Genomic DNA, 24413 nt, shown 5'->3' with positions numbered 1-24413 from the left:
TAAATTAATGGTCTTAATATAGAGTATTGGGGTGTATTATATGAGTAAAGCTTTACTCTTTAACAAAGTTATTTATTTAGTGTTTTTTATATGTACAATAATTACATTTATTATTGTTTATAGCAACATAGATAATAGTATGGCCTCAAAATTTGTAATTGGCTATGCTGTGTTTGCTCTATTTATGTTATTGTATGTGCCTATAATCACTTTATTTAATGCAAGAAAACTGAAATGGGATTATCTTAGAAAAGTATTAAATAAATTTGTTATTATGTTTGCAACATTTTTTGTACTTAATTGCACTTTTGATTACATCTTTAAAAGTCCTAATGTAGACATACTTAATGCTGCTTCTCATGCAGTGGGTTTATCTTTTGGGTTAGCTTTTGTAGATGTTACATTTTTAGAAAGAAGAAAAAATACAGTGAAATTTAAATGAACTTGAGTAAATAATATAGATTTTTTTGTTAACAGGACTTAGAATTCGAAGAGATATTTAATAAACGAATTCGATTTTAGCGACAATTGTATAATCACGATTAGCTCATCAATGCTTTTTCTAAAGTCTGTTATTCCATATGCAATATAAATTATATTAACTTTATTAAAAATGAGCTACAATTTAGACTTTAATTATTATTTGGATAAATAAACGGCATTGTTAAAATCTACATTAATTTTAACAATGGCCGTTTGTACTTGTCTATCCGTTAATTTTTTATTATTATGAAATATTCCTCAAATTAGTGCAAAATACAATTCTATAATTTAATTGTTATCTTATGTAATAGTAAAAAGTACTTTGGGTAAGTACAAAATCAATTTTTTGAAGATATATTAATAATATTATATATTTAGATCACTAATTTAGTATATTAATTAGAGTACCCAAATTTTCAATTGAGATAACAACTCTATCTCCTGATTTTAGCCAGTTTTGTTTATCTTTTGGACGCCCTGCAATTACACCGCTCGGTGTTCCAGTAAAAATTAGATCACCAGGCTTTAATGTCATGAATTGAGAGATATAGCTTACTATTGTTGCACAATCAAAAATCATATTTTTAGTATTTCCTAATTGACATACCTTTTCATTTACTTCGCATCGAATTTCTAAATTGTTAGCATCAATTTCATCGGCTGTTACTAAATATGGTCCAATAGGCGCAAAATTATTACAAGTTTTGCCTAACAACCATTGACTTGTACGAAGTTGAAGATCACGTGCGCTTAAATCATTACCGATAGTATACCCAAAAACATAAGAAAGAGCCTCATCTTTCGCAACATTAAACGCTTCTTTACCAATAATAATAACTAATTCAGCCTCATAATCAAATTTTTCAGCATTTTTCGGAAGTTGGATTATTTGTTTATTGGCGGCGAGAGAATTATTAAATTTGCTAAATATGAGAGGGTATATTGGAAGTTCTAATTTACATTCCTTACCATGTTCTTTATAGTTTCCGCCTACACAGAGTATTTTTTCAGGGCTTAGTACGCATGGTGCATATTCAATATTTTCTTCTTCTATAGTCGGAGTTGATATTTCTAATAAATTTGATAATAACTTTAATTTGTTTTCTCCACTTTTAATAAGTTCTTCAATTGTAGTAGGTATATTTGTGTTATTATTTGCTAGTTTTTTTACATCGACAATGCCTCGACTAGTTTTTATTCCTAAAAGAATTTCATTATTAATCTTATAATTTATAAATTTCATTTATCTCATCCCCATTTCAAAATTATATATAATTATAATATAAAAATACAAAATTTGAAATAAAAGTTAAAATAATATAAAATCGATAATAATTAATTTTTAAGTTAATGGTTTTGCAGTTGAATAAAAAAACAGATTATTAGGATGTTTTCAATCTTAAAAAATGGTTCAATTGCCAAGTAGATGGGCATATTTATATAAACTATAGTAAAATATAACTTTTTCTTATTATAAAGTTAGATATGAGCAGCCATAGGAAAAGTATTAAGATTTTTGTATTTTTTTAGTACCGCCATAATACTCATAATCTTCATGTTTTAATAAAGTTTTTATCATATGAGCCCATTCTGTTGGTTCTTTGAATAATAATTCTTCATGATTGAGTCCTACAATTCCAATAATCTGAGAATTTGGGAAGTGTTGTTGATATCGCTTTACTAGTTTCCTCTCATTTTCTTCAGTTCCATAGATACAATAAATTTGAGTTTTTCTGGGTATGATATCCAAAGCAATTGGCGTGATTAAATCAGTATAAAACTCTGTATAAAGAGTTTCATATGTTATTTTATTATAAATTTTATCGTGTAATTCATTTAAGTATCTATCAATTTTTTTGAATTTCACAAACGGTGCAAAAGGTTTGCTTATTTTACCTGTTTTAGCAAACTTGTAGGCCATTGGTATTATAAGTTTACAAAAAATCATTGCTGGAAATTTTGCCATTTGATCAAAATCTGTACTTCCTGTTATAGCATAATCTATGCAGATATTTTCTCTTTCAAGCAATTTTCCTACAATAGATCCTCCAATAGAGGAGCCATAGATACCATATATTTTACCGTTATATTCCTTTTGAATATAGCCTTCTAGTTTGTGGGTTTCATCACTAATGGAAATCATTTCTGTAGGATCACTTTCGTCATGTCCATCCATAGCCACACAAATAATGTGATATTCATCGGTTAATTCTTTAATCACGTTCCCAAAGCTAAGTTGCCAATGGCTACCTGTTCCATGTATTAAAAACACAGTTGGATTTTTTGTGCTACCAAATTTATAATATTTCATGCTAGATTTCCTCTCATTTTTTTATACTATAATATTGGCTTAACACCAAATATGTTCATATATGTAATTTCGAATTTGATTTCTGTATATAAAAAACTACAATTCATTACTGATTATGAATTGATTAAGTTAAAATTAAATGAAGGTGCAGAAACTTAGAATGTATAAATATGTGTCTTCAATAAATTACTTTGGATTGATGTAAAAAGTATACTTAATAATAATCTAAAATTCTTTTTTATTACTATCAACTATTAAGGATTAAGATAAATTATGTCTTTTTAATAATTCATCTAATTTTAAATAGTCTACTATATTTGGGTATGTAATCCTTAAAGAAGTAATACGATGGCGTGCGTCCATTTTTTTTTTGAAGATCATACTAAGTGTTAAGCAATAATCTAATGATCTTGAAGCCTCTTTAAATTGTTTTAGATAATAATGACATTGAAATTTTGTGAAGTAAAAAGAGTCTAATATTCCTAATCCACTTCCTTTTTCAGTTGAGTATTTGATTGCTTTTTCAATAAAATCAAGAGCGATAGAGTATTCTTTTTTTTTGATATTTAAGTCTGATAAATTATTTAATATAGTGGAATATAATCTGAAAATAAATTTAGAATTTAGGCATTCAATATATGAGTCACTAAAAAAGTGATTAGTAATATTGTTATATAGTGTTAACATGATAGTTTCATATTTCTTAGTTTCTCCTAAAAAATAAAAACTGTAACCTATACAAGAAATTAGATTATATGTAGTATGAGAATAAATTTTTTCTAAAGATATATTGATAAAAATCTCGTCTATATTATTATAATCTAAGCCCTGAATACAATATTTCAGAGACTTTTCATATTTTTTATTAATTAAACAACAAAGAGCCTTGGCGTAATATATTAACTTTAAATTTTCTCCAGTTGAAAATGATGGTAGTTGCTCATATTCTCGATATAATATTTCAACTAATGAATAATCAGCTTTTTCAATCGCATTTCTTAATTTAGAAAATTGCATATAACTATCTAGGCAAATATCATTAATGAGTATTTTATAATATTGAAGTAAATTTATTTTATAAAATTCAGACAATTGTATAACTAGATCCATAGATGGAATACATTCATTTTTTTCTATTCGATGTAACTGTTTAGGAGTATATCCTATAAAAGTTGCTAAATCCTTTTTTGTTAGGTGATTTTTTGTTCTTAAATTTATTAATAAATCACCGAAACTTCTAACTGTAATAATAATCACTCCTCCAAGTAGGACATCAATGTCCGTTGACTATACTATAATTATAGTTGTAAAATAATGTGCATACAAGCTGGTTTATGTAAAAAATAATTATATGTGGAAAGGTAGTGTTATTATGGAAATTATGAAAAGAACTATGTTTGGAATTTTAGCTATTACACTTTTATTTTTAAGTGCAGTGGCATCAAATAAGGCTTCAGTTAGGCAAGTGAATCCATTGGAAATTGTGATGAATGCCTAAGAGCTGTACTGAAAATAAGTTATAAATTGATGAACATTATTTATGATTGTGGGAAAATTGTATTCTTAGAGAAAGGTAAATCTCAGAACCAAAAGATATGATTAATATTATTTTTCGATGAGGCATTCAAATATAAAAAAGCGATAATTTATGCTGGGAAGTTAAAAATATACGTTAATAGTATTTTGTAAAGAAACATTAGGATATAAGTTATTAAAAAGGAGTAATTATAATGATCACATTAAAAAATAAATGGTTAGCTTCTTACTATGTTCCAAAGGCAAAGGCAAGGGCTAGGTTATTTTGCTTACCATATGCTGGATCAGGAGCAACTCTTTATAGAAAATGGCAGTCAATATTTAAAGAGGATATTGATGTTTGCCCAATTCAACTTCCTGGTCGTGAAAATCGATTGTCTGAAAAGCAGTATACAGATGTGAAAAATTTGGCATTTGAAATTTATAAGCAGATATCAGATCTATTTGACAAACCGTATTTTATTTTTGGACATAGTATGGGGGGGGTTATAACATATGAATTAGCCAGAATTATAGAGGAGCATGGAGAGATAATGCCAAAGTGGATTTATATGTCTGCTTCGTCTGTATTTTCAGCAAATCGTGGTTCTAAACCCGTACATACGTTAGATGATAAGGAACTTAGATATTACTTAAAGAAATATATAACGGATATTCCTGAAGCAGACAATGAAATTTATCAAAAGATTTTTTTCCCACTAATAAGAAATGATTATCAGTTGATTGAAAATTACTATCATTGTCATGAAAAACAGTTATCATGCGGAATTCATACATTTGCAAGCATATCAGATAAGGTTTTTAACACTCAATTAATTGAAAAAATGAGTTTCTTTACTAAAGATTTTCAAATTAAATATATTGAAGGAGATCATTTATTTATTACTTCGAAATATGACCAAGTTTGTAACTTAATAGAAGAAGAAATTTTAAAAGCATGTAAAGTGAATGATTATAGACTTAATATTGATAGTATCGATTGACAATAAACATAAAGCAATTTAATGAAAGGAAATGAGCTAATTATGAGAGAAACACTATGGAATCCAATGTCTGCAGAGCAGGAACGTATGTGGTATATGTATAATTTGAATCCAGATACAAGTTATAATTTACAATTTTATATCGCATTAAGGGGAGAAGTAGATTTAGGAATAATTTATAAAACAATTAGAACTATAATTAATTGCCATGATACATTGAGAATGAAAGTTAATTATAAAAATGATAATTTGGGTTGTTCAGTCTTTGAGGATATGGAACCTGATATAAAAATGATAAATTTGTCAGGAACTTACCTAGAGAAAGAAATAGAAGTTACAAGTATTGCACAACAGGACATGAAAAAGGTGTTTGATTTAATAAATGAATTTCCATTAAGAATGTCCATTCTTAGATATGATGAAGAAAATTACAAAGTGATTTTTACTACACATCATATTTATTTCGATGGTTGGTCAGTCGGAGTATTTATTAATGAATTTAAGAAATACTATCTTCAATTTGAAAAGAATGAAAACACAAAAACTGAACGACTTAATTGTCAATTTGGTGATTTTGTATCTTATCAAAATAAGCATGATCACTCAAAGGATAAGGAATATTGGGAAAAATATTTAAATAAATCTGAAAAAGTTTTAAATTTACCATATTCTTATTTTGCAAAGACAGAAGATACTCATGATGGTAATTCAATTTCTATCTATTGTAGTGAAAATTTAAAGGTATTAGATTTATGCCGAGAAAATCAAATTACAAGTTCCTCATTTTTCTTGTCTATTTATTTTGTAACGTTGATGATTTGTTGCAAACAAGATGATATAACAATTGGTATTCCTTATATTAATAGGAATACAACTGAATTTCAAAAGATTATTGGATATTTTGCCAATACAATTCCAATTCAAGAATCTATTAATGATAATTTAACTTTTGTTGATTTAACTAAAAAAATTTGTGAAGATACAATCAATGGTATCATTCATGGAGAAATTCCATTTAATCAAGTAGTTGACTTATTTAGAGATTCTCATGTCACTAATAAAAATCCAATTTATCAAACTATGTTTTCTATGCGTAATGATACATTAACAAGTTCATCTAGTACAAAATTTAGTCAAATTAGTGAAAATGTACAAATTTGCTCTGGTATAATTAATGATTCAGATAAAGTTGAATTTGATTTAATTTGTACAGTAAATGAGAGAGTTGATGATTACAAAATTACTTTCGGTTACAATACCTCATTATTCTCTAATGATAGAATAGTTAAACTTAGCAATATATATAAAACACTTATGAATTCATTTCTATGTAATACTAATGTAAAAATTTTTGATCTAGCAAAGCAACATACAGTTGAATTTCAAGAGGAATATCTAGATGAAGCTATTGGATTACAGAATAAATTATTGGAACAAGAACCAAATATTTTAGATGTAAATATTAAATTACTAAATGGATGTGCTGTTGTTTTTTATGTTGCAGAACAGGACATAAAAAATAATATAATTTCAATATTATCCGATGAAATCTTAGATACAATTATTCCGATTCATCAATATAAACTTGCTAAGGATGATATTTTGCACGAAATGGCTGAAGATGTTGCAAATAGATCATATGATATAAAGAAAATATTGAGTCAAAAAGTTAATGTGAGAAATATGAAGTTTTACGCACGTAATCCAGAAGTTTCTAGCAGAACTTATAGTTCAAGTGAATTAGTATCAAATGTCTTAAAAAAATCAGCACTAGAAGATAAAAAGAAATTTGAGTGTAACGATTTATCTTTATTAGATGGCGGTGATTTACAACATACAGAGTTTAAAATACTATCTGATATTCTATATTCTCTTTCAGAAGAGGAAAAGCAACGTGAGATCTTAACAATTCAATTTGGTGATGTTAGAAAATATTTTACTTATGGTGAATTATTTAATTCTGCGAAAATAGTTGCGGGAAACTTGCAGGCATTGGGAATTAAAGTTGGTGATATCATAATTCTTCAAATTAATAACTTAGAAGATTGTCTGAAATTTTATTGGGGTGCAACATTTATGGGAGCAATTGTTTCTATTGTAGCAGTTCCACAAAATCAAGATTATACTGCAAATAATGCAGCAAGTGTTAAGGTAAAGAATATTTTGCAAATTACAGAACAAACATATGTAATTGCAGGAGAAAATGAAGCAGAGTCTATGCTAAAGAGCGGCATCCATGAACATCCAGAGCGTATTTTTACAACGTCATCACTTTTAAAATCTAATGAGAATATTTTTGAAAAACCCCAGCTTTCAGAAAATGATGTTAGCCTTATGCTTTTTACTTCTGGTAGTACTGGTTTACCTAAAGGGGTTACACTTAGTCATAGGAATATTATCTTAAGGACAGTTGGAGCAGTCCAACGCTTTGGACTTAATGAGTTAGATACTGCACTAAATTGGATGCCATTAGAGCATGTTGGCGGAATTATTATGTTTCATATGTCTGATATGTTTACAAGAAATAAACCAATTTATGTTGAGACAAGTGAAATTTTACGTAAACCTGCAAGTTGGCTGTATTTAATGTCTGAATATAAAGTAACCCAAACATGGGCACCAAATTTTTCGTTTAGTCTTCTTATGAAATATAAGCAAGAGATTCTTGATTCTGATATTGATCTTTCTAATATAAAGTACATTTTTAACGGTGGGGAGGCTATTAACTTCGAGTCTTGTGACAAATGGCTAAATATTATGTCGCATAAAGGACTGAAGTATAGTTCAATGGTTCCGGCATGGGGAATGACTGAAACTACTTCAGGAGTATTATTTTCTCAGAAATTTGGAGAAATTTTATATAAAAATACCGTTGGAACTGGTTCACCAGATCCAGGTGTAAAAGCGAGAATTGTTTCACCCGATTTGGAAATTCTACCATGTGGAACAGAAGGCTTACTTCAAATGGCAGGTGAGACTATTAATCAAGGATATTATAACAATCCAACTGAGAATAAAAAAGCATTTACTAGAGATAATTGGTTTGATACTGGAGACTTGGGAATTATCACACAGGGAGAAGTTGTAATTACAGGACGTGCAAAAGAAATATTAATCATTAATGGTGTAAATATTAGTTGCCAGGAAATTGAGAAAAATCTAGAAAAAATTGATGGACTTACTAGTGGGTCAGTAGCATGCTCAAGTGTAAGAATGGATAATTCGGATACAGATGAATTTATAGTATTCTATGGAGAAGCTGATTTGACTATAAGAGATGAGATGAAAAGTAAAATTAGTGAATGTTTAATTCAAAGTCTTGGATTTAATTGCCAGTACCTGGTTCCTGTGGATGAAAACAGTATACCAAGAAGTGCAATTGGTAAAATTGATAAGAAGCGTTTAGTTAAACAGTTCTTAAATGGAGAATTGAGATCTATAATTGAAAGAAACCAAATTCCAAATTGGTTCTACAAAGAGGAAATAGTAGAGAGTCACTTAACTAATAAAGTAAAGACGTTAAACAATCAGATTATAGTTTCACTTTTAGATGATGCAATTTCTGAAGATGCTACAATAAATGCTTCTAATATGTGTAGCAAAATTATTAATATTTTAGAAACAAAATTAAGTGGAAGAAAAGAAAATAGTCTTATTGTTTTGAATCAAAAGAGCAATATTGGTACAAGCAGTTTGTTAGAAGGATTTTTAGCTGCTGTTCCTTATGAGTATACAAATTTAAAAATTCGATTAATAGAGCTACAAGATGAAGTTTACCCATCTGATGAGTTATTACAAGATGAGTTCGCTTCAATTGAAAAATCAGTTGAAAATTTTTCAATAGTATATTATGAAAAAGATTATAAAAACAGAAAACAATCTGTGATTACTTTAGAAGATATGAGAAATGTTCCAATAATTAAGAGCCCTATTGTAAGTGGAGGCACATATATTCTTTTTGGGGGACTTGGTGGCATTGGTAAGATTTTAACAAAATATTTATTAAAACAATATAACTGTAATGTAATTGCAATAGGAAAAACAGATATTGAAAACTCCCCTGAGCGTAGATTACAAGTAGAACACTTTAAACGTATTGGAAATTTTAGCTTCAAACAAATTAATTTAGAAAATTCAAGTGTAGTTCAAGACGTACTAGAGGAATGTGGAGAATCAATAGATGGAATTTTCTATATGATAGGAGAAACGCCTTCCGAGTTAAGAAGAAAAAATATGAAAGACTTTCAAATTAAAAATTATTCAAAAGATTCTTTGCAAAAAGTGTTCGAGTTCCGTTGTAACATGATTGATGAGATTTATAAATTCGCAAGTAATAAAAAGAATCTAGATGTGATTGTTTTCTCAAGCATAACTTCATTATTTGGTGGTTCTTTGTATTCTGCATATAGTGCAACAAGTCGTTATTTGTGTGAAATTGGTAAGACTTATCCAAGTGTTTCATATCATTCAATTGCATGGAGCAAGTGGAAGGATACTGGTATGAGTGCAGGGGAAAGTGCAAATGAAGGTTTTGCGGCTGAAAATGCTGGATATCACATGATTGAAGAATCTAATGGTATTATAAGCTTAGAAGCAATACTTTCGAGAGATTGTAAGCAAGTTTTAGTAGGTATTAATCCAGACAAAAATTTATTGCATAGCCATAGATATTTTAAAGATGAAAATCCTCTTATGATTTTTGCACAGATATCTGAATCTGATTCTGAAAAGTTAAAAGAATGTAATAAACTTATGGATAAAGTACAACCGGCTCATGTAGAGACTTATTTGACGGATATTTATGATGTTGTGCATGGATATAACGATAAGGAAATTGAATCTAAAGTGGTGTCAGTTTTATCTAAAATTTTAGATATTAGTGATTTATCCATAAAAGACAATTTTTTTGATATTGGTGGAAATTCTTTAAATAGTATTCGCGTAGCAGAAGAATTGAGTAAGGCGTGTGAGTGTGAATTTAGCGTGGTAGATATATATAGTGTATCTACAATTAATGAAATTATTTTGTGTATTCAAAGCAGGTGTAATATAGAGGAGCGTGTTTATGATACATCTATTGAGGAAAAACTGATTACTTTACTTTCTAAAATTCTAGAAGTTAATAGTATCTCTGGAAAGGATAATTTCTTCGATATTGGCGGAAATTCTTTAAATAGCATAAGAGTTAGTGAAGAAATTAGTAGGGAGTTCCAATGTGATTTTTCTGTAGTGGATATTTATAATTGTTCTACAATTCATGAATTAGCACTAAATATAATGCAAAAAGTTCAGACTGTTTCATCCAAATCAAGTTTAAGTAGAGATGTTGATGAAGATATTATTATTGATATTTAATTTAAAGGAGGTTAAAAGATGAAGAATGCTAATAATCTTAGCATCTTGGATGGTGGAATCATAAGTGATTCCCACTATTCCAATATGCTTGAAATGTTTTTTGATTTTTTAGATGAAGAGAAGATGCGGGAACTAGTTTTTATTCATTCTGGAATTACAGAAATTATTACATATGGAGAACTTCAGAAGCAAGCAATTAAAGTAGCCACTAATTTGCAACAAAATCATGTGGCAGCTGGTGAAAATATAGTGTTCATTTCAGAAAATAAAAAGGAATTTCTTGTTTATTTTGGGGTATTATTTTAGCTGGTTGTGTAGCTGTTCCAGTTAGTGCAATTCAAAAAGGTATGTCTTATTCTGATGATAATATCATAGTATCAAATTTGAAATACAGTTATTCTGTCACAAAATCAAAAATACTCCTTGCTGGTAATAATGATTTTAATAAAATACGCAAAGCTAAAATTTTCAATAGCGAAGAGTTGTTTTCTTACTCTGATTTACTAAAAGATACAGATGTAGAGTATGACAAACCAATTATCAATAAAGAGGATTTAGCATTGATTATGTATACCTCTGGCAGTACTGCAAAGCCCAAAGGAGTAGTAATTAGTCATTCCAATGTAATAGGTTCCTGTATTGCATTAAAAAAAGTTTACAATTGTAATTCAAAAAGCTGTTTTGTAAACTGGATGGAGCTCACACATATAGCAGGATTAACAACTATGCACATTGCTATGTTGTGTAATCATACTAATCAAGTCCATATTGATGCAATTGATGTGACAAGAGATGTTTCATTTTGGATTGAAACTCTATACAAATATAAAGCAACCCATACATTCTCACCTAACTTTGGATATGCGCTAATTGTAGAGAATGAAGAAAAAATTAAATCTTTAAACACAAATCTATCTTCGCTAGAAATGTGCTTAACAGGTGGTGAAGGTGTTAGTTTAGAGATATCTAAAAAATTAATAGAGATTTTGCGATTACAAAAAGCGGATAAAGCTAATGTAGTTCCAGTGTACGGAATGACAGAATCAACAATACCTGTTGTTTTTAATTGCAAACTAGATTATATGCAAGACGAAGTTTTTGCATCTGTTGGAACACCAATAGCTGGGACTAAAGTTCGTATTACAGATGAAAATGGTAATATTTTAGAGAATGGAAAACAAGGATTTATAGAATTAAAGGGTCCAAGTGTAATGAGAGAGTATTATCAAGATATAGAAAATACAAATGTAGTATTTACAAATGATGGTTGGTATCAATCGGGAGATATCGGATATATAAAGGGTGGAGAATTAATTATATGTGGTAGAGAAAAAGATATGGCAATTATTAATGGTGTAAATTATGCTTGTTTGGAAATTGAAAATCTTTTAAAAAGAGTTAAAGGGGTAACAGGATATCTAACATGCATTCCATATCGTGAGTCTTCAATGCAAACAGATCAGATTGTTATTTTTTATAGTACTAATACACCAAATGATATTGATAATCACCAAAGGATTTCAGATTCAATGGCAGAACTTATGCTTAATTATTACGGTGTTTCATTTAGTTATGCTATACCTTTGAAAATATCAGACTTCCCTAAACTATCTTTTGGGAAAATGAATAAACGAAAATTAAAAGAACTATTTTTAAGCGGATTAATAAAACCATTAGAGGCAATTGAAGACAATTCTATTGAAGATTGTAACGAATCAGAAATGTTGGGAGTTTGGAAATCTATTTTACATACTTCTAATTTAAGTATAAATGATAAATTTTATAGTATTGGTGGAAATTCTTTAAATAGTGTTGCATTAGTAGAAGCTATTAATGGCAAATTTGGTTGCAAAATAGGATTAAGTGATTTATTTGCGAATCCAAGTGTTCGAGAAATTTTACAATATATCCAATAAGGGGTAAGGAGCTGTCATAATTATGGAAGAATTTGTTGTGAGCAAAAATGATGAATTAGAATATTCTCTACAAGGAATGTCCAATTTGATGTGGCAATTGGATTTAGCATCAGTAAAAGATGGGGAAAGAAATGGAATTGTTAATGTCGGTATAGGACTAAAATTAAGAGGCGATTTAGATGTATCTAAAATGGAGCGAAGCATTCAGAGATTAATTGATAATACTGATTCTATGAGAGGAATTATTGTAAATAGAGGAGAAGAATATTTTATAAAGATTAGAAAATACTATAAGGATTTTAAGTTAGAAGTACTAGAGGTTGAAGGAAATAGTGATTTAGAACGAGAACAAAATGCAATGCAAGTTATTCAGGGAAGTATGGATAGAGCAATTGATGTATTTAATAATATTCCAATAGATATAAAACTATATAGAATAAATGAGCAATATCATTATATGCTATTTAAAGTTCATCATTGTTTTACGGACGCAGTATCAGTATTACTGTCAGTAGAGACTATGTTAAAACTCTATGATAATGAAAGTTATGAATTTTCTACACTTAGGGAACCCTTTCAAAACTTATTACAAGAAGATTATGAATATATGATGTCTGAAAATGCTAAAAAGTCTATTCAATATTGGCAAGAAGAGTTTGAGGGATATTCTCCAAAACCACCACAAATTGATTATAATCGACAATGTATAAAGTCTGGAGATTTACCTCCAATTCAATTAAATTTGGAGAATATTACAAGTATTGCGACTTTAAATCGCACGAGCGATTTTAATGTTATTATGTTAATTTTGCATTTAGCACTTGCTAAAACAAATAATTCTAATGACATAGGAACGACTTATTTAATTTCAAATAGAATGAATGGATCTAAATATCAAGATACTATAGGAAGTATTGCAAGAATTATTGATACTAGATATATATTTGAAGAAAATGAGAAAATTTCATCAATGCATAAAAAAATAAGAAGTAAGATTTCAAAAGGATTAAATAATTGCAGAGTTGCTGGGGGAAGAACTCCTTACTTAATTACGTATCTTAATATTGTAAATGAAGTTAATCTTCCTAAATTTAATGGATTGCCTGTTGAAACATTTTTGGTTAAATCAAAACGTGAAGATTGCGGAATTTTATGCTTTGCAATTATAAAATCCAATGATTTTATTGAAATTGGATTTGAAACAGATACTAGACTTTTCAGTCTTGAATATTTAAATGATATAAAAAAGAATTGTATCTTAGCAGAACAATTTTTAAACAACCAAGCTGAAAGTACTTTTAAAGAATATATGGGTAAATAAAGGGAGGCAGAGAATGGTTTATAATGATATTGCTATTATTGGAGTAAGTGGTCGATTTACAGAATCAGATAATTTAGGGGAGTTTCACGAATTACTGGTAAAGGAAAAAGATTGTATAATTGATGTCCCACAGAATAGAGTGGATTTAATGAAATTAAATCCAGATAAGAAATATATCCAAGCTGGATATTTAGAACATATTGAATATTTCGATCATGACTTTTTTAATATTTCAAATCGAGAAGCGGATTTAATGAGTCCAGAGCAGCGCTTAAGTTTGGAACTGGTAGCGGAGACTATTTTAGATGCGGGATATTCTATTGAAGGTTTTCGCGGAACTAATTGCAGTGTGATTTGTGCAACTTCTGAAAATGAATACGGAAATTTAGTTAAAAATACTACCGCACCATCTGTTTTAGGAAGCTTAAAATGCATGTTAAGTGGTAAGATAGGATTCTATTTTGATTTAAGAGGCACAAATCTCACTTTGGATGCTGGGTGTTCATCTTCTTTAGTTGCAATACATGAGGCATGCATAAAATTAATGACTGGAGAAAGTGATTATAGCCTTGTAGGTGGAGTAGAGATATTTACAGAAATTTATGAATCTAAAAAGAATATTTATGATATCTTAGGAGTATTTTCTTCACAGTATAAGAGTAAATCATTTGGTGAAGGTGCTGATGGAGCAAGTGCTGGTGAAGGTGGTGGATTTGTTCTATTAAAGCGTCTTGAAGATGCCAAGCGTGATGGAAATAATATTTATGGTGTTATTAAAGGTGGGGCAATAAATGGTGATGGTGGTCGTTGTGGGATGGTTACATTACCAAGTTCTGAAGGACAAAAAGAAGTTATAGAAAAAGCTTGGAATGGGATTGATATTTCTAATCTGACTGAAATTGAGTCTCATGGAATTGGAAATCCAATAGGAGATTGTGTTGAGGCTATAAGCATTATTGAAAACCTTAGAAAGAGGAATGTTATTAATAAAGAAATACTTCTGAGCTGTGTAAAGCCTAATATCGGTCATCTGGCAATTGCAGCAGGAATATCAAGTCTTATTAAAGTGTTAGTTGGATTTAAGTATAATGAATCATATCCAATTGTAAACTTTGAAAAAACTAATCATATGATTGACTTTTCTAAATCAGCGTTAATTCCTGCAACTAAAATTAAGAAGTGGAATTCAAATGATAAAAGAATGGTGGGTATTGAAGCTTTTGGGTTAAGTGGGACAAATGCACATATAATTGTTGAGAATTACCCTCAAATTACCAAACCAAAAGAAGATCATAGAAATTTAATTACAATTTCTGCAAAATCGGAAACTTCATTTAATGCGTATAAGAAAGAATTGTTTAACTATTTATCTGAGCATAATTCCATTTCCTTTAACAGTATTGCATATACTTTGAACCATTGTAGAGATGATTATGATTTTCGTAGAATGGTTATTGCTGAAGATCTGGATGATTTTCTTGAAAAGTTAGACATGATGATGCCTATTTCAGAGCAAAAAAAATATAAAATTGTGTTTGCAATGAAGTTTAGTAATTGTTCTGAGTTAAATTTAGAACAATATAAAAATATAGCGCCAGGGTTAAATTTTAATTCCAATATTTTTAATCAAGATGCTTCATTCAAGTATGGTATGTACAAATACTTGAAATCTTTAGGGGTAAAGCCAGATTTTACGCTTGCTGATTATCAAAGTCGTGCTATTTTAGATTATATTTCAGGTAAAATTGATTTAGCATCTCTTGAAGAATCAATTGAAACTTCAGTTGATAATAACTATGAAAAATTAATTGCACAAATTAAAAAGATATCTGAAAATGATGATGTTATTATATTAGATTTTAATTATAGCAATGCTTTAAAAAATGAAAGTTTTGATAGAAAAGTAAAAGTGTTTAATTTGTTTTCTGTTCGCGATATAGAAAAGTTTATGATTGCTTATTATAACAGTGGAAATTCAGTTAATTGGAATTCTTACTATGGTGATGTAAGAGAAAATATTGTTTCGCTACCGGGGTATTGTTTTGATAAAGTATCTCATTGGACGAAATTAAAACATAATGAAGAAATTTATGAAATGAAGTTAAAAGAAGTGGCTCAAACTCAAGAAGAATTTCAAGAGGTTGAAAGTACACAAGAGAATACAAATACTTTTGATTTTGCTGAAGCAGAGAATTTCTTAGAGGGTTTATGGAAAAAAACTTTGAATTTCTCGGGAAGTATTGATCATGATGAAGATTTTTTTGATCTTGGAGGAAATTCATTACTTTTATTACAAATGTCGGAGGAAATTAATAATTATTTCAATATAAGCTTTGATATTTATGAGATCTATGATTATGAAAGTATTGAAAAGTTAACACAGAGAATTTCTGAATGGGAATGCTAATTTAAGAAATTGGAAAGGAGTGAAAATAAAATGGATACTCTTGTAGAAGCTATTGAACGCAATAGAGAAATAATCCCAGATAAAATTGCTTTACGTTATAAAAAAGATATCCTTACATATAGAGAGTTGCAAAATAAAATAGAACTTGTTTCAGGCTATCTTGAAAGTATTGGAATAGAAAAAGGAGATCGTATTATACTAGAAGCACTATCAAAATTTGATTATGTGATTACCTTTATTGCTGCGCAAAGGGTAGGTGCTATTACTATTCCTATAGAACGTGCTCCAAAGTTTGAAGTTCTTAATCATATTTACAATTTAACTGAAGCCAAGATATATCTCTCATCAAATGGAAAATCTGTAGATAGAATTTCTGCAAAATCGTATAAAACTGTTTTAGAACAAGCCAAATTAAAACAAATTAGAGGTGCTTACAAAAAGCCATCACCTGAGGATATTGGCGAATTAATTTTCACTACAGGTTCTACTGGTAAGCCGAAAGGAACTACACATACACTTAAGGGAATTAATTGTAATATGAAAAATACATGGCATGGTATCGGCATGTTAGATACAGATATAATTTTGCTACCACTGCCATTAAATCATTCTTTTGGTATGCGTGTTCTTAGATCAGCTTTATTGATAGGTGCAACAATTGTATTACAAAATGGGTCAGTATTTATAAAGGAAACAGAAAGTAATATTGAAAGTTATAGTTGCACCGCATTAGCATGTGTATCAACTGCTATGGAAATGATGTTACAACAAATTGATGAAACTAAGGTAGGTGATGTGTTTGGAAGACTGCGTTACATTGAATTTAGCGCTGGAGCAGTTCCAGTTCAATTACGCAAAAAACTTTTGAGATTATTGCCGAATACTGAAATTCATAATACGTGGGGATCATCAGAAAGTGGTGGTTGCTTATTTCTTAATTTAAAAGAATGTCCTGATAAGATTGAATCTATGGGAAAACCTCTTGATAATATTCAGGTTTGTCTGATTGAACAAGATAATAATAAGATTTTAGAGGGAATTGGTGAGAAGGTAATAGGAAAAATGGCCCTGAAGGGGGACATGCAGATGATAGGCTATTGGGGACAAGAAGATTTGTCAAAAGAAATCTTAAAAGATGGATGGCTTATTATGAGTGATTTAGTATGGAAAGATAGTGATGGATACTTTTACATGATTGGTAGAGCAGATGACATTATAAATACTGCTGGAGAAAAAGTTTCACCAAATGAAATTGAAACTGTAGTAAATCAATATTTAAATGTAAAAGAGAGTGCTTGTGTTGGTGTAAAAGATCCAGATGGAGTGCTTGGAGAAATTCCTATTATTTATATTGTTGCAGATAAGAACTTAATTAATCTGAATTCTTTAAAAGAATATCTTGCTCAAAAGTTATCAAGCTATAAAATTCCTAGTCATTTTATATTTTTAGATTCTTTGCCACGAAATGCAATGGGTAAAATCGAGCGAAAAAAACTTCGCAAAATGTGGGAAGATTCTAAGGGGATAGAAAGTTTAAATCCTGTACTACAAAATATTTTCCAACGTAGGAGCATTCGCAATTTTACAAATCAATCTATTCCTAAAGATATATTAGAATTATTGATAGAGGCAGGAAAAGCTGCACCATCTGGAAAGAATTTAAAGACAAGACGTTTCACAGTTATTCAGTCTGAAAATGAAATTCGAAGGTTAAAAGAAATTACTAAGGAAATATTAGTAAGGGAGAAAAAAACACTGAATGGCTTTGAAAATCCAAAAGTTTTGATACTAATATCAAATGATAGAAGAAATCAAGATGGAATTCAAGATTCAGCTTGTTCCGCAGAAAATATTATGCTTTCTGCTACCTCCTTTGGATTGGGGAGTGTATGGTTAAATGGTCTCATGACAATATGTGATATACCTGAAATTAGGATGAAATTAGACGAGTATAAAATTCCAAAGAATCATATTGTATGGGCGGCCATAGCATTAGGATATCCTGAAACTACTGGGATTCCACCAGAAGAAAAAGGAAATGTTGTTTGCTATATAGGAGAAGCTTAAACTTGATTGGTGAATTATACAATAGTATAAAAACAAAAATTTTAATATTAGATAATATTCAAGACATTTCAGAAGAACAATATGCAGATATATATGAGTTATTGTCAGAAGAGAGAAAGGAAAAAGTAAATAAATTACGTTTTATGAAAGACAAAGTTCAGTCTATAAGTGCATATTGTCTTTTGAAATATGGACTAAAAAGGTTTTATGATGTTGTAGAAATGCCTAATTTTTTATATCATAAGCAACACAAACCTTATTTTAAAGACAGTAATATATTTTTTAATTTATCACATTGTTTTAATGCTGTTTGTTGTGCAATTTCATATCAAGAAGTTGGAATTGATATTCAAGATAATAATGATTGTTATGAAAATATTTTGAATTATTCGATGAATTCAAATGAAATTGCTGTAATTGAAAACTCAACAAATCCAAAAGATGTTTTTTACCGTTATTGGACATTAAAAGAAAGTTATTTTAAATACATTGGGACTGGTATCAGTAATGATTTAAATAAGATAGATTTTTCAGCATTTCAACAGGAAAGATTTACTTATAAAGATCTTAAATTTTTAACGATTTCTCGACGAAGTTATTGTTTAGCATTTTGTGGAGTAGAATTGCCAGAAGTGATTGATGTATCCTACCAAGAGATAATTATATAAAATCATCTTTTGGTAGGAAAAATGATAAATAATTTTATAAAAATATTGAAAGGTTATTAGGTTTATATTGAGAATGAATCTTATTTTTATGATAAAGTTTATTTTTTAATATAAGGAATGGAGGATTAGAAAATATGAGTTTAATTGAATTTAAAGATGTTGTACGTACTTATGGGATTGGAGAAAATATACAATATGCAGTAAACAAAGTTAATTTCACAATTGAACAGGGGGAGTTTGTAGTAATTCTTGGACAATCAGGTGCGGGAAAATCCACAATTCTGAATATGTTAGGTGGAATGGATAAGCCAACAAGTGGAATTGTAACTATTGATGAACAAGTTGTATCTTCAATGAATGATAATCAACTTTCTGAATTTAGAGCAACTAGTATTGGGTTTATATTTCAGTTTTATAATTTATTACCCAGCCTTACTGCATATGAGAATGTAGCCTTAACAAAGGATATTGTGGGAAATGCCTTATCTGCGGATGATATGCTAAAAGCAGTAGGTTTATTACAGTATAAGAATAAGTTTCCAACACAACTATCTGGCGGTGAGCAACAACGAGTTTCTATTGCAAGAGCATTAAGTAAAGATCCTAAAATTATATTAGGAGATGAACCTACAGGGGCTTTGGATTCAGAAACAGGAATTACTGTATTAAAATTATTGAAGTCTATGTGTAAGGAACGTCATAAAACTGTCATTATAGTTACACATAATTCAGATTTTGCACAGTGTGCTGATAAAGTAATTCGTATGAAAAATGGTAAAGTGCGAGAAATTCAGATTAATGAGAATCCTATTCCAATTGAGGAGGTGGATTGGTAGATGTTATTCCGAAAAATGCTTCGAGATTTAAATCATAATAAAATGCAGTTTTTTTCAATCTTTATTATGTCTATGTTAGCTATGTATCTATATACTGGATTTGCAAGTGAAGTTTCAGGGATAGAAACCGCAAGAAAAAATTATCATGAATTATGTAACTTAGCAGATGGCTGGTTACAGGGAAATAATTTTTCGGAAAGTGATTTGAAAAATGTTTCGCAAATTAATGGAATTAAGAATGCAGAACGGCGATTTTTGATAGATGGAACTGGTGTAAATGAGACATATCTCAATGTATATTTTCAGGAAGAAAATACAATTAATAAGCCATATGTAATTGAGGGCGAAGAATATAATCCTAATAATAAACAATGCATATGGCTAGCTTACAGATATGCAAAGGAAAATCATTTGAAAGTAGGTGATGATTATTCATTTAAGGCAGATGACAGAGAGTTTACTTTAAAAATAGCAGGTCTTGTTTGGAGTTCTGAATATGAATACTATAAAGAAGATTCTGATATAGAGCCTAATTACGCACACACTGGTTATGCATTTTGTTCAAGTAAATTGTTAGATAATATTTCTTATAATCAGATTGTTTTTACAAGCAATGTTGAAAATGTGTATAGCTTAGATGATAGTATAGATAAAATTTTATCATATACATCATTTGCTGATAGAGATAGCCAGAACGGCATTTCTGCATTAAATGATGAAATAGAACAACATAAAGTGATGTCTGAGGTTTTTCCAGTTGCATTTATGTTAATCTCTTTGTTGAGTATTATTACAACTATGACTCGTTTAATTGATAAGCAGCGTACCGAAATTGGTACAATGAAGGCTTTAGGCGTTAAGAAAAGAAAGATAGTTATTCATTATTTAAGCTATAGTTTTTTTCCATCACTTTTAGGGGTTATGTTCGGCACAATTCTTGGGCCACTTACTATTACACCACTTCTTTTTAATATGAAGTACCAAATTGATTCTTCTAACGAATACTTGCTGCCTAAAGTAATGCCAGAATATCCAATTTCATTTTGGTTTATTGGAATTATTATTGTTATTGTGTGTACATTATCAACTTACTTTAGTTGTAAAAAGATTTTGAAAATTAATCCCTCAGAGACACTTCGGCCAGTACCTCCTAAAACTGCGAAAAAGTGCATATTTGAAAAGCTACCATTTTGGAGTAAGTTTACATTTAGCTTGCAATATAATTTAAGGGATCTAAGTAGAAATAAAGTTCGTACTGTTATGGGGTTAATTGGAACAATCGGGTGTATGTCTTTATTAGTTTGCGGATTTGCTTGTAAAGAAAATTTTTCAACAATTCCAGATTGGTATTTTGGAAAAATTAATAATTATCAAACCCAGATCCGATTTAATGATAAAATTTCGCTAGATGAAGCTAAAAAAATCAAAAATGAAGTAGATGGTGGAATGTGGATGGAAGAAAAAATCGAAATTAAATCTGCAAATAATGACACAAAATATACTTCAAATCTTGATGCTGTTGATGGAACTAACTTTTTTCAAATTACAGATGCAAATCAAAATCTTTTATCTTATAAGGATGGAGATGTAGCAATTAGCCGAAATTTAGCAAAGAAATTAGGTATTTCAGTTGGCGATACAATTAACTGGCATTTATCTGATAGTGATAAATGGGTAAAATCCAAGATTACAATTATTAATTGTATTCCTATGGGGCAAGCAGTTGTAATGACAAGAAATACTATAGAATCTCTAGGGTATAAATTTAAACCATCCGGTGTTATGACAAATAAAATATTGTCTGAATATAATTCAGAACATGTTGCATATGTATATGGGCATGATAAATTAAGAAGTGCAGCAGATTCAGCAATTGAAATGTCTAACATGATAGTTATCATAATGGTAGTGCTAGCTTGTATTTTAGCTATAGTTGTATTATACAATATGGGACTAATTTCCTATACAGAACGTAAAAAAGAATTAGCTACACTAAAAGTAATGGGATTTAAAACAGGTCAATTAAGAAGCTTACTTTTAAGGCAGAATTTGTGGTTATCTGTAGTTGGAGCAATTATTGGTACTCCAATAGGGGTTTGGTTACTACAAATTTTACTTGATTCACAAGGAGATTCTTTTGATATTACCGCAAAATGCTCTATTGGTTCTTTTTTAATTTCATTTGCTATTACTTGTGGTGTTTCGGCAGTTGTAAGCTTATTTTTTTCTGGAAAGGTTAAAGGGCTTGATATGGTAGAGACTTTGAAAGGAATGGAGTAAATTTTAAATAATATAAAAATCTTTTATAAATGAAAGGAAATAATAATATGTTGAAATTAAATAGGGGATTTAATGATAATATTTTAATTACTGGTGTAACTGGTTTTATTGGCAGACACGTATTATATGAACTCATAAATGATTTTCTTCAATTTAACTATTCTGGGGAAATAATTCTTTTAATTAGAGGAAATAGCAGAGCTGATAGTTTTAAGAGACTGAAAGCTATTTTGGAGCATGAATATATTCCAGATTATTTGAGGAAATTTACACTAGACGACATGTTGAGAAATATTAAAATTATTGATGGAGCATTAGGTGATGATGATTTATATGATAAAATCAATAATTCAATAACAAATGAAAAAAAATTATATGTAATTCATTGTGCAGGAAGTGTCAACTTATTCAATAATGAAAATGCAAAGTCAGAGATAATTAATAATAATTTCAATGGAACCCAAAAACTTTTAGATGTATTAAACAACTATACTTTTAAATTTACTTTTATAAGTACAGCTTTTTCTTGTGGTATTGTTGATGGAGAAATTGAAAATGACTATTCATCTTATTATGGAAAAAGTGATTTCAGGAATCATTATGAGCAGTATAAGAATACCATTGAAAAAATAGTGATAGATTATTGTTCTAGTAGGTTAATTGAATATCAAATTTTGCGTCCAAGCGTTGTTGTTGGTAGATTAATTGATACACCACTTTACTATACATCAAAATTTGATGTAATATATGGATGGACCAAGTTTTTTTGGCACATAAGAAATAATGTAGGTGAAGATACTATTAGGATACAAATGGAGAATACTTCAAAAATAAACGTTGTGCCTGTAGATTATGTAGCTAAAGTAATTAAAAATGTTTTTGATAGTGACATACAATTTTTAAACATAGTTTATCCTCGTTCAACTGTCAATCGTTATATGTATGGCCAAATGCTTAAAGCTATTGATTTGGATAAATTTGTTTTTGTCGATGATTTGCCAATTAATTTAAATAAACATGAAAAATTTTATTATCGCTTAACACATAAAGTTTATAGCCCATACTTAAATAATATTAAGAATGAATATGATACTAGTTATCTAAAAGAAATTATGGATGACGACTATATAAAGGAGATTGATTTCATAAATCTTGCTAAATTTGCAATTGAACATGATTTTGACGATAGTAAATTATCTAGAGTATAAAGAGGAGTGTATAGTATTATAAATAGAGAACTCATCTTGTTAGGATAAATAGAAATGAGTTTCTCAGACGCTGACAGTTTCTGTTTGCTTTATATATTTAACTATAATAGTGCAAAAATGCTTGGATAATTTTACAACTGAATAAAATAAAAAACATCTATGATAAATCCTTGTTATAATTGAGTTACCGTTACCACACAACAATGACAGCAAGAAGCCATACATAAATGTTTCAGAACACAATTATATTAGATGAGCTATCAATATACGATTTTTTAAAACAATTAAATTTTGATTTTTACTTAACTAAGCCTCATTTAAGACATTTAAAAAATATGATATCAAAAGGTTATAATGGTAAAATTTACGACATAGCGGAGCTTGCTCCTTCGAAACATCGAACTAGTATTATTAGATTTCTTTCAAGTAGTGATCGGAATGAAAAACTTTTAGAAAGGGCATTAAAAGCATATATCATAGAACTTATTTGTGCTAAATCAAGAGAATCCAGACAGCCAATATACTTTATTATGGATGACACTATTTCTGAAAAGACAAAGCCCTCGTCAAAGGCTAAAAATCCAATTGAAAAGTGTTCGTTTCATAATTCTCATTTAAAAGGTAAAAATGTATATGGTCATCAAATAGAAGGTTCTTTAACATCTTGTGACGGATTAGTGCTGACATACTCAATTGATATCTATCATAAAGAATATATGAGAAAAATAGAATTAACTCAAAAATTAATTACAATGTTTTCTAAACTTGAGAATAAAGGATATGTGTTAGTTGTAAGGATATTTTTAATGCTTATGAAAAAGCTGGCTATAGTTATATTAGTATTTTAAAAACTAATAGAGTTATTTTTCTATATGGCTATGACAGACTAGGAATAAAATTTCATAAGTTTGCTACATTATTAAAGATTGAAGACTTTGATCTCGTAACCGTCAAAGATAAGCAATACTACATTTACAATTATGTTGACAACTTCAATTTGATACTGTAAATTCAACAGATGTTAACAATAACAACACTACTG

Annotated in this window: 16 protein-coding genes and 1 pseudogene; 14 read left to right on the top strand and 3 right to left on the bottom strand. The window is 29.1% G+C overall.

The genetic code is table 11. The features are described 5' to 3' along the window. The first annotated feature begins 40 nt into the window (after positions 1-40). Complete coding sequence (locus AXY43_RS06145; RefSeq protein ID WP_105411233.1) at positions 41-442, top strand: hypothetical protein; 402 nt, start codon at positions 41-43, stop codon at positions 440-442. 423 nt (positions 443-865) lie between these two features. Here AXY43_RS06145 and AXY43_RS06140 read toward each other — a convergent pair whose 3' ends face one another. From AXY43_RS06140 to AXY43_RS06130, 3 genes are all read right to left on the bottom strand, one after another. Beyond that, the gene (locus AXY43_RS06140) at positions 866-1726 is read right to left on the bottom strand and encodes a fumarylacetoacetate hydrolase family protein (RefSeq protein WP_039771668.1); all 861 of its coding nucleotides are present in this window, start codon (positions 1724-1726) and stop codon (positions 866-868) included. 264 nt (positions 1727-1990) lie between these two features. After that, on the bottom strand, positions 1991-2794 hold the full coding sequence (locus AXY43_RS06135) for an alpha/beta fold hydrolase (RefSeq protein WP_039771670.1): 804 nt from the start codon (positions 2792-2794) through the stop codon (positions 1991-1993). A gap of 261 nt (positions 2795-3055) precedes the next feature. Next, positions 3056-4051, bottom strand: a complete 996-nt coding sequence (locus AXY43_RS06130) for a helix-turn-helix domain-containing protein (RefSeq protein ID WP_039771672.1) — start codon at positions 4049-4051, stop codon at positions 3056-3058. 115 nt (positions 4052-4166) lie between these two features. On the opposite strand from AXY43_RS06130, the gene AXY43_RS28395 reads away from it, so the two are divergent. The 13 genes and pseudogenes from AXY43_RS28395 to AXY43_RS06070 form a co-directional block, all read left to right on the top strand. Beyond that, complete coding sequence (locus AXY43_RS28395; protein ID WP_274596473.1) at positions 4167-4292, top strand: hypothetical protein; 126 nt, start codon at positions 4167-4169, stop codon at positions 4290-4292. Between the two features lie 232 nt (positions 4293-4524). Beyond that, positions 4525-5313: a thioesterase II family protein gene (locus AXY43_RS06125; protein ID WP_039771674.1), complete on the top strand. Its 789-nt coding sequence runs from the start codon at positions 4525-4527 to the stop codon at positions 5311-5313. A 21-nt stretch (positions 5314-5334) separates the two neighbouring features. Then, positions 5335-10668, top strand: coding sequence for a condensation domain-containing protein (locus AXY43_RS06120; RefSeq protein WP_105411232.1), 5334 nt, complete (start codon positions 5335-5337; stop codon positions 10666-10668). Between the two features lie 18 nt (positions 10669-10686). After that, positions 10687-10974, top strand: coding sequence for a hypothetical protein (locus tag AXY43_RS06115; RefSeq protein ID WP_105411231.1), 288 nt, complete (start codon positions 10687-10689; stop codon positions 10972-10974). A 41-nt stretch (positions 10975-11015) separates the two neighbouring features. Then, positions 11016-12584 (top strand): non-ribosomal peptide synthetase, encoded by a 1569-nt coding sequence (locus AXY43_RS06110; RefSeq protein WP_105411230.1) that lies wholly within the window; start codon positions 11016-11018, stop codon positions 12582-12584. A gap of 22 nt (positions 12585-12606) precedes the next feature. Continuing rightward, the gene (locus AXY43_RS06105) at positions 12607-13905 is read left to right on the top strand and encodes a condensation domain-containing protein (protein WP_039771679.1); all 1299 of its coding nucleotides are present in this window, start codon (positions 12607-12609) and stop codon (positions 13903-13905) included. 13 nt (positions 13906-13918) lie between these two features. After that, on the top strand, positions 13919-16312 hold the full coding sequence (locus AXY43_RS06100) for a beta-ketoacyl synthase N-terminal-like domain-containing protein (RefSeq protein WP_039771680.1): 2394 nt from the start codon (positions 13919-13921) through the stop codon (positions 16310-16312). Positions 16313-16342: 30 nt separating this feature from the next. Then, a complete protein-coding gene (locus tag AXY43_RS06095) occupies positions 16343-18379 on the top strand; it encodes an AMP-binding protein (RefSeq protein WP_039771682.1) in 2037 nt (678 codons plus the stop codon). Between the two features lie 2 nt (positions 18380-18381). Beyond that, the gene (locus AXY43_RS06090) at positions 18382-19047 is read left to right on the top strand and encodes a 4'-phosphopantetheinyl transferase family protein (protein WP_039771684.1); all 666 of its coding nucleotides are present in this window, start codon (positions 18382-18384) and stop codon (positions 19045-19047) included. A gap of 134 nt (positions 19048-19181) precedes the next feature. Continuing rightward, on the top strand, positions 19182-19883 hold the full coding sequence (locus AXY43_RS06085; RefSeq protein WP_039771686.1) for an ABC transporter ATP-binding protein: 702 nt from the start codon (positions 19182-19184) through the stop codon (positions 19881-19883). After that, on the top strand, positions 19884-22163 hold the full coding sequence (locus AXY43_RS06080) for an ABC transporter permease (RefSeq protein ID WP_039771688.1): 2280 nt from the start codon (positions 19884-19886) through the stop codon (positions 22161-22163). It begins immediately after the preceding gene. A gap of 29 nt (positions 22164-22192) precedes the next feature. Continuing rightward, positions 22193-23371: an SDR family oxidoreductase gene (locus AXY43_RS06075; protein WP_039771690.1), complete on the top strand. Its 1179-nt coding sequence runs from the start codon at positions 22193-22195 to the stop codon at positions 23369-23371. Positions 23372-23598: 227 nt separating this feature from the next. Further along, a pseudogene (locus AXY43_RS06070) lies at positions 23599-24362 on the top strand (IS701 family transposase); the annotation flags it as partial. Positions 24363-24413: the final 51 nt, after the last annotated feature.

The organism is Clostridium sp. MF28, from assembly GCF_002969175.1.
In the GTDB taxonomy this organism is placed as follows: Bacteria; Bacillota; Clostridia; order Clostridiales; family Clostridiaceae; genus Clostridium; species Clostridium beijerinckii.
The sequence above is the reverse complement of the archived record's forward strand: the minus strand, read 5'-3'. Positions and strand labels throughout refer to the sequence as shown.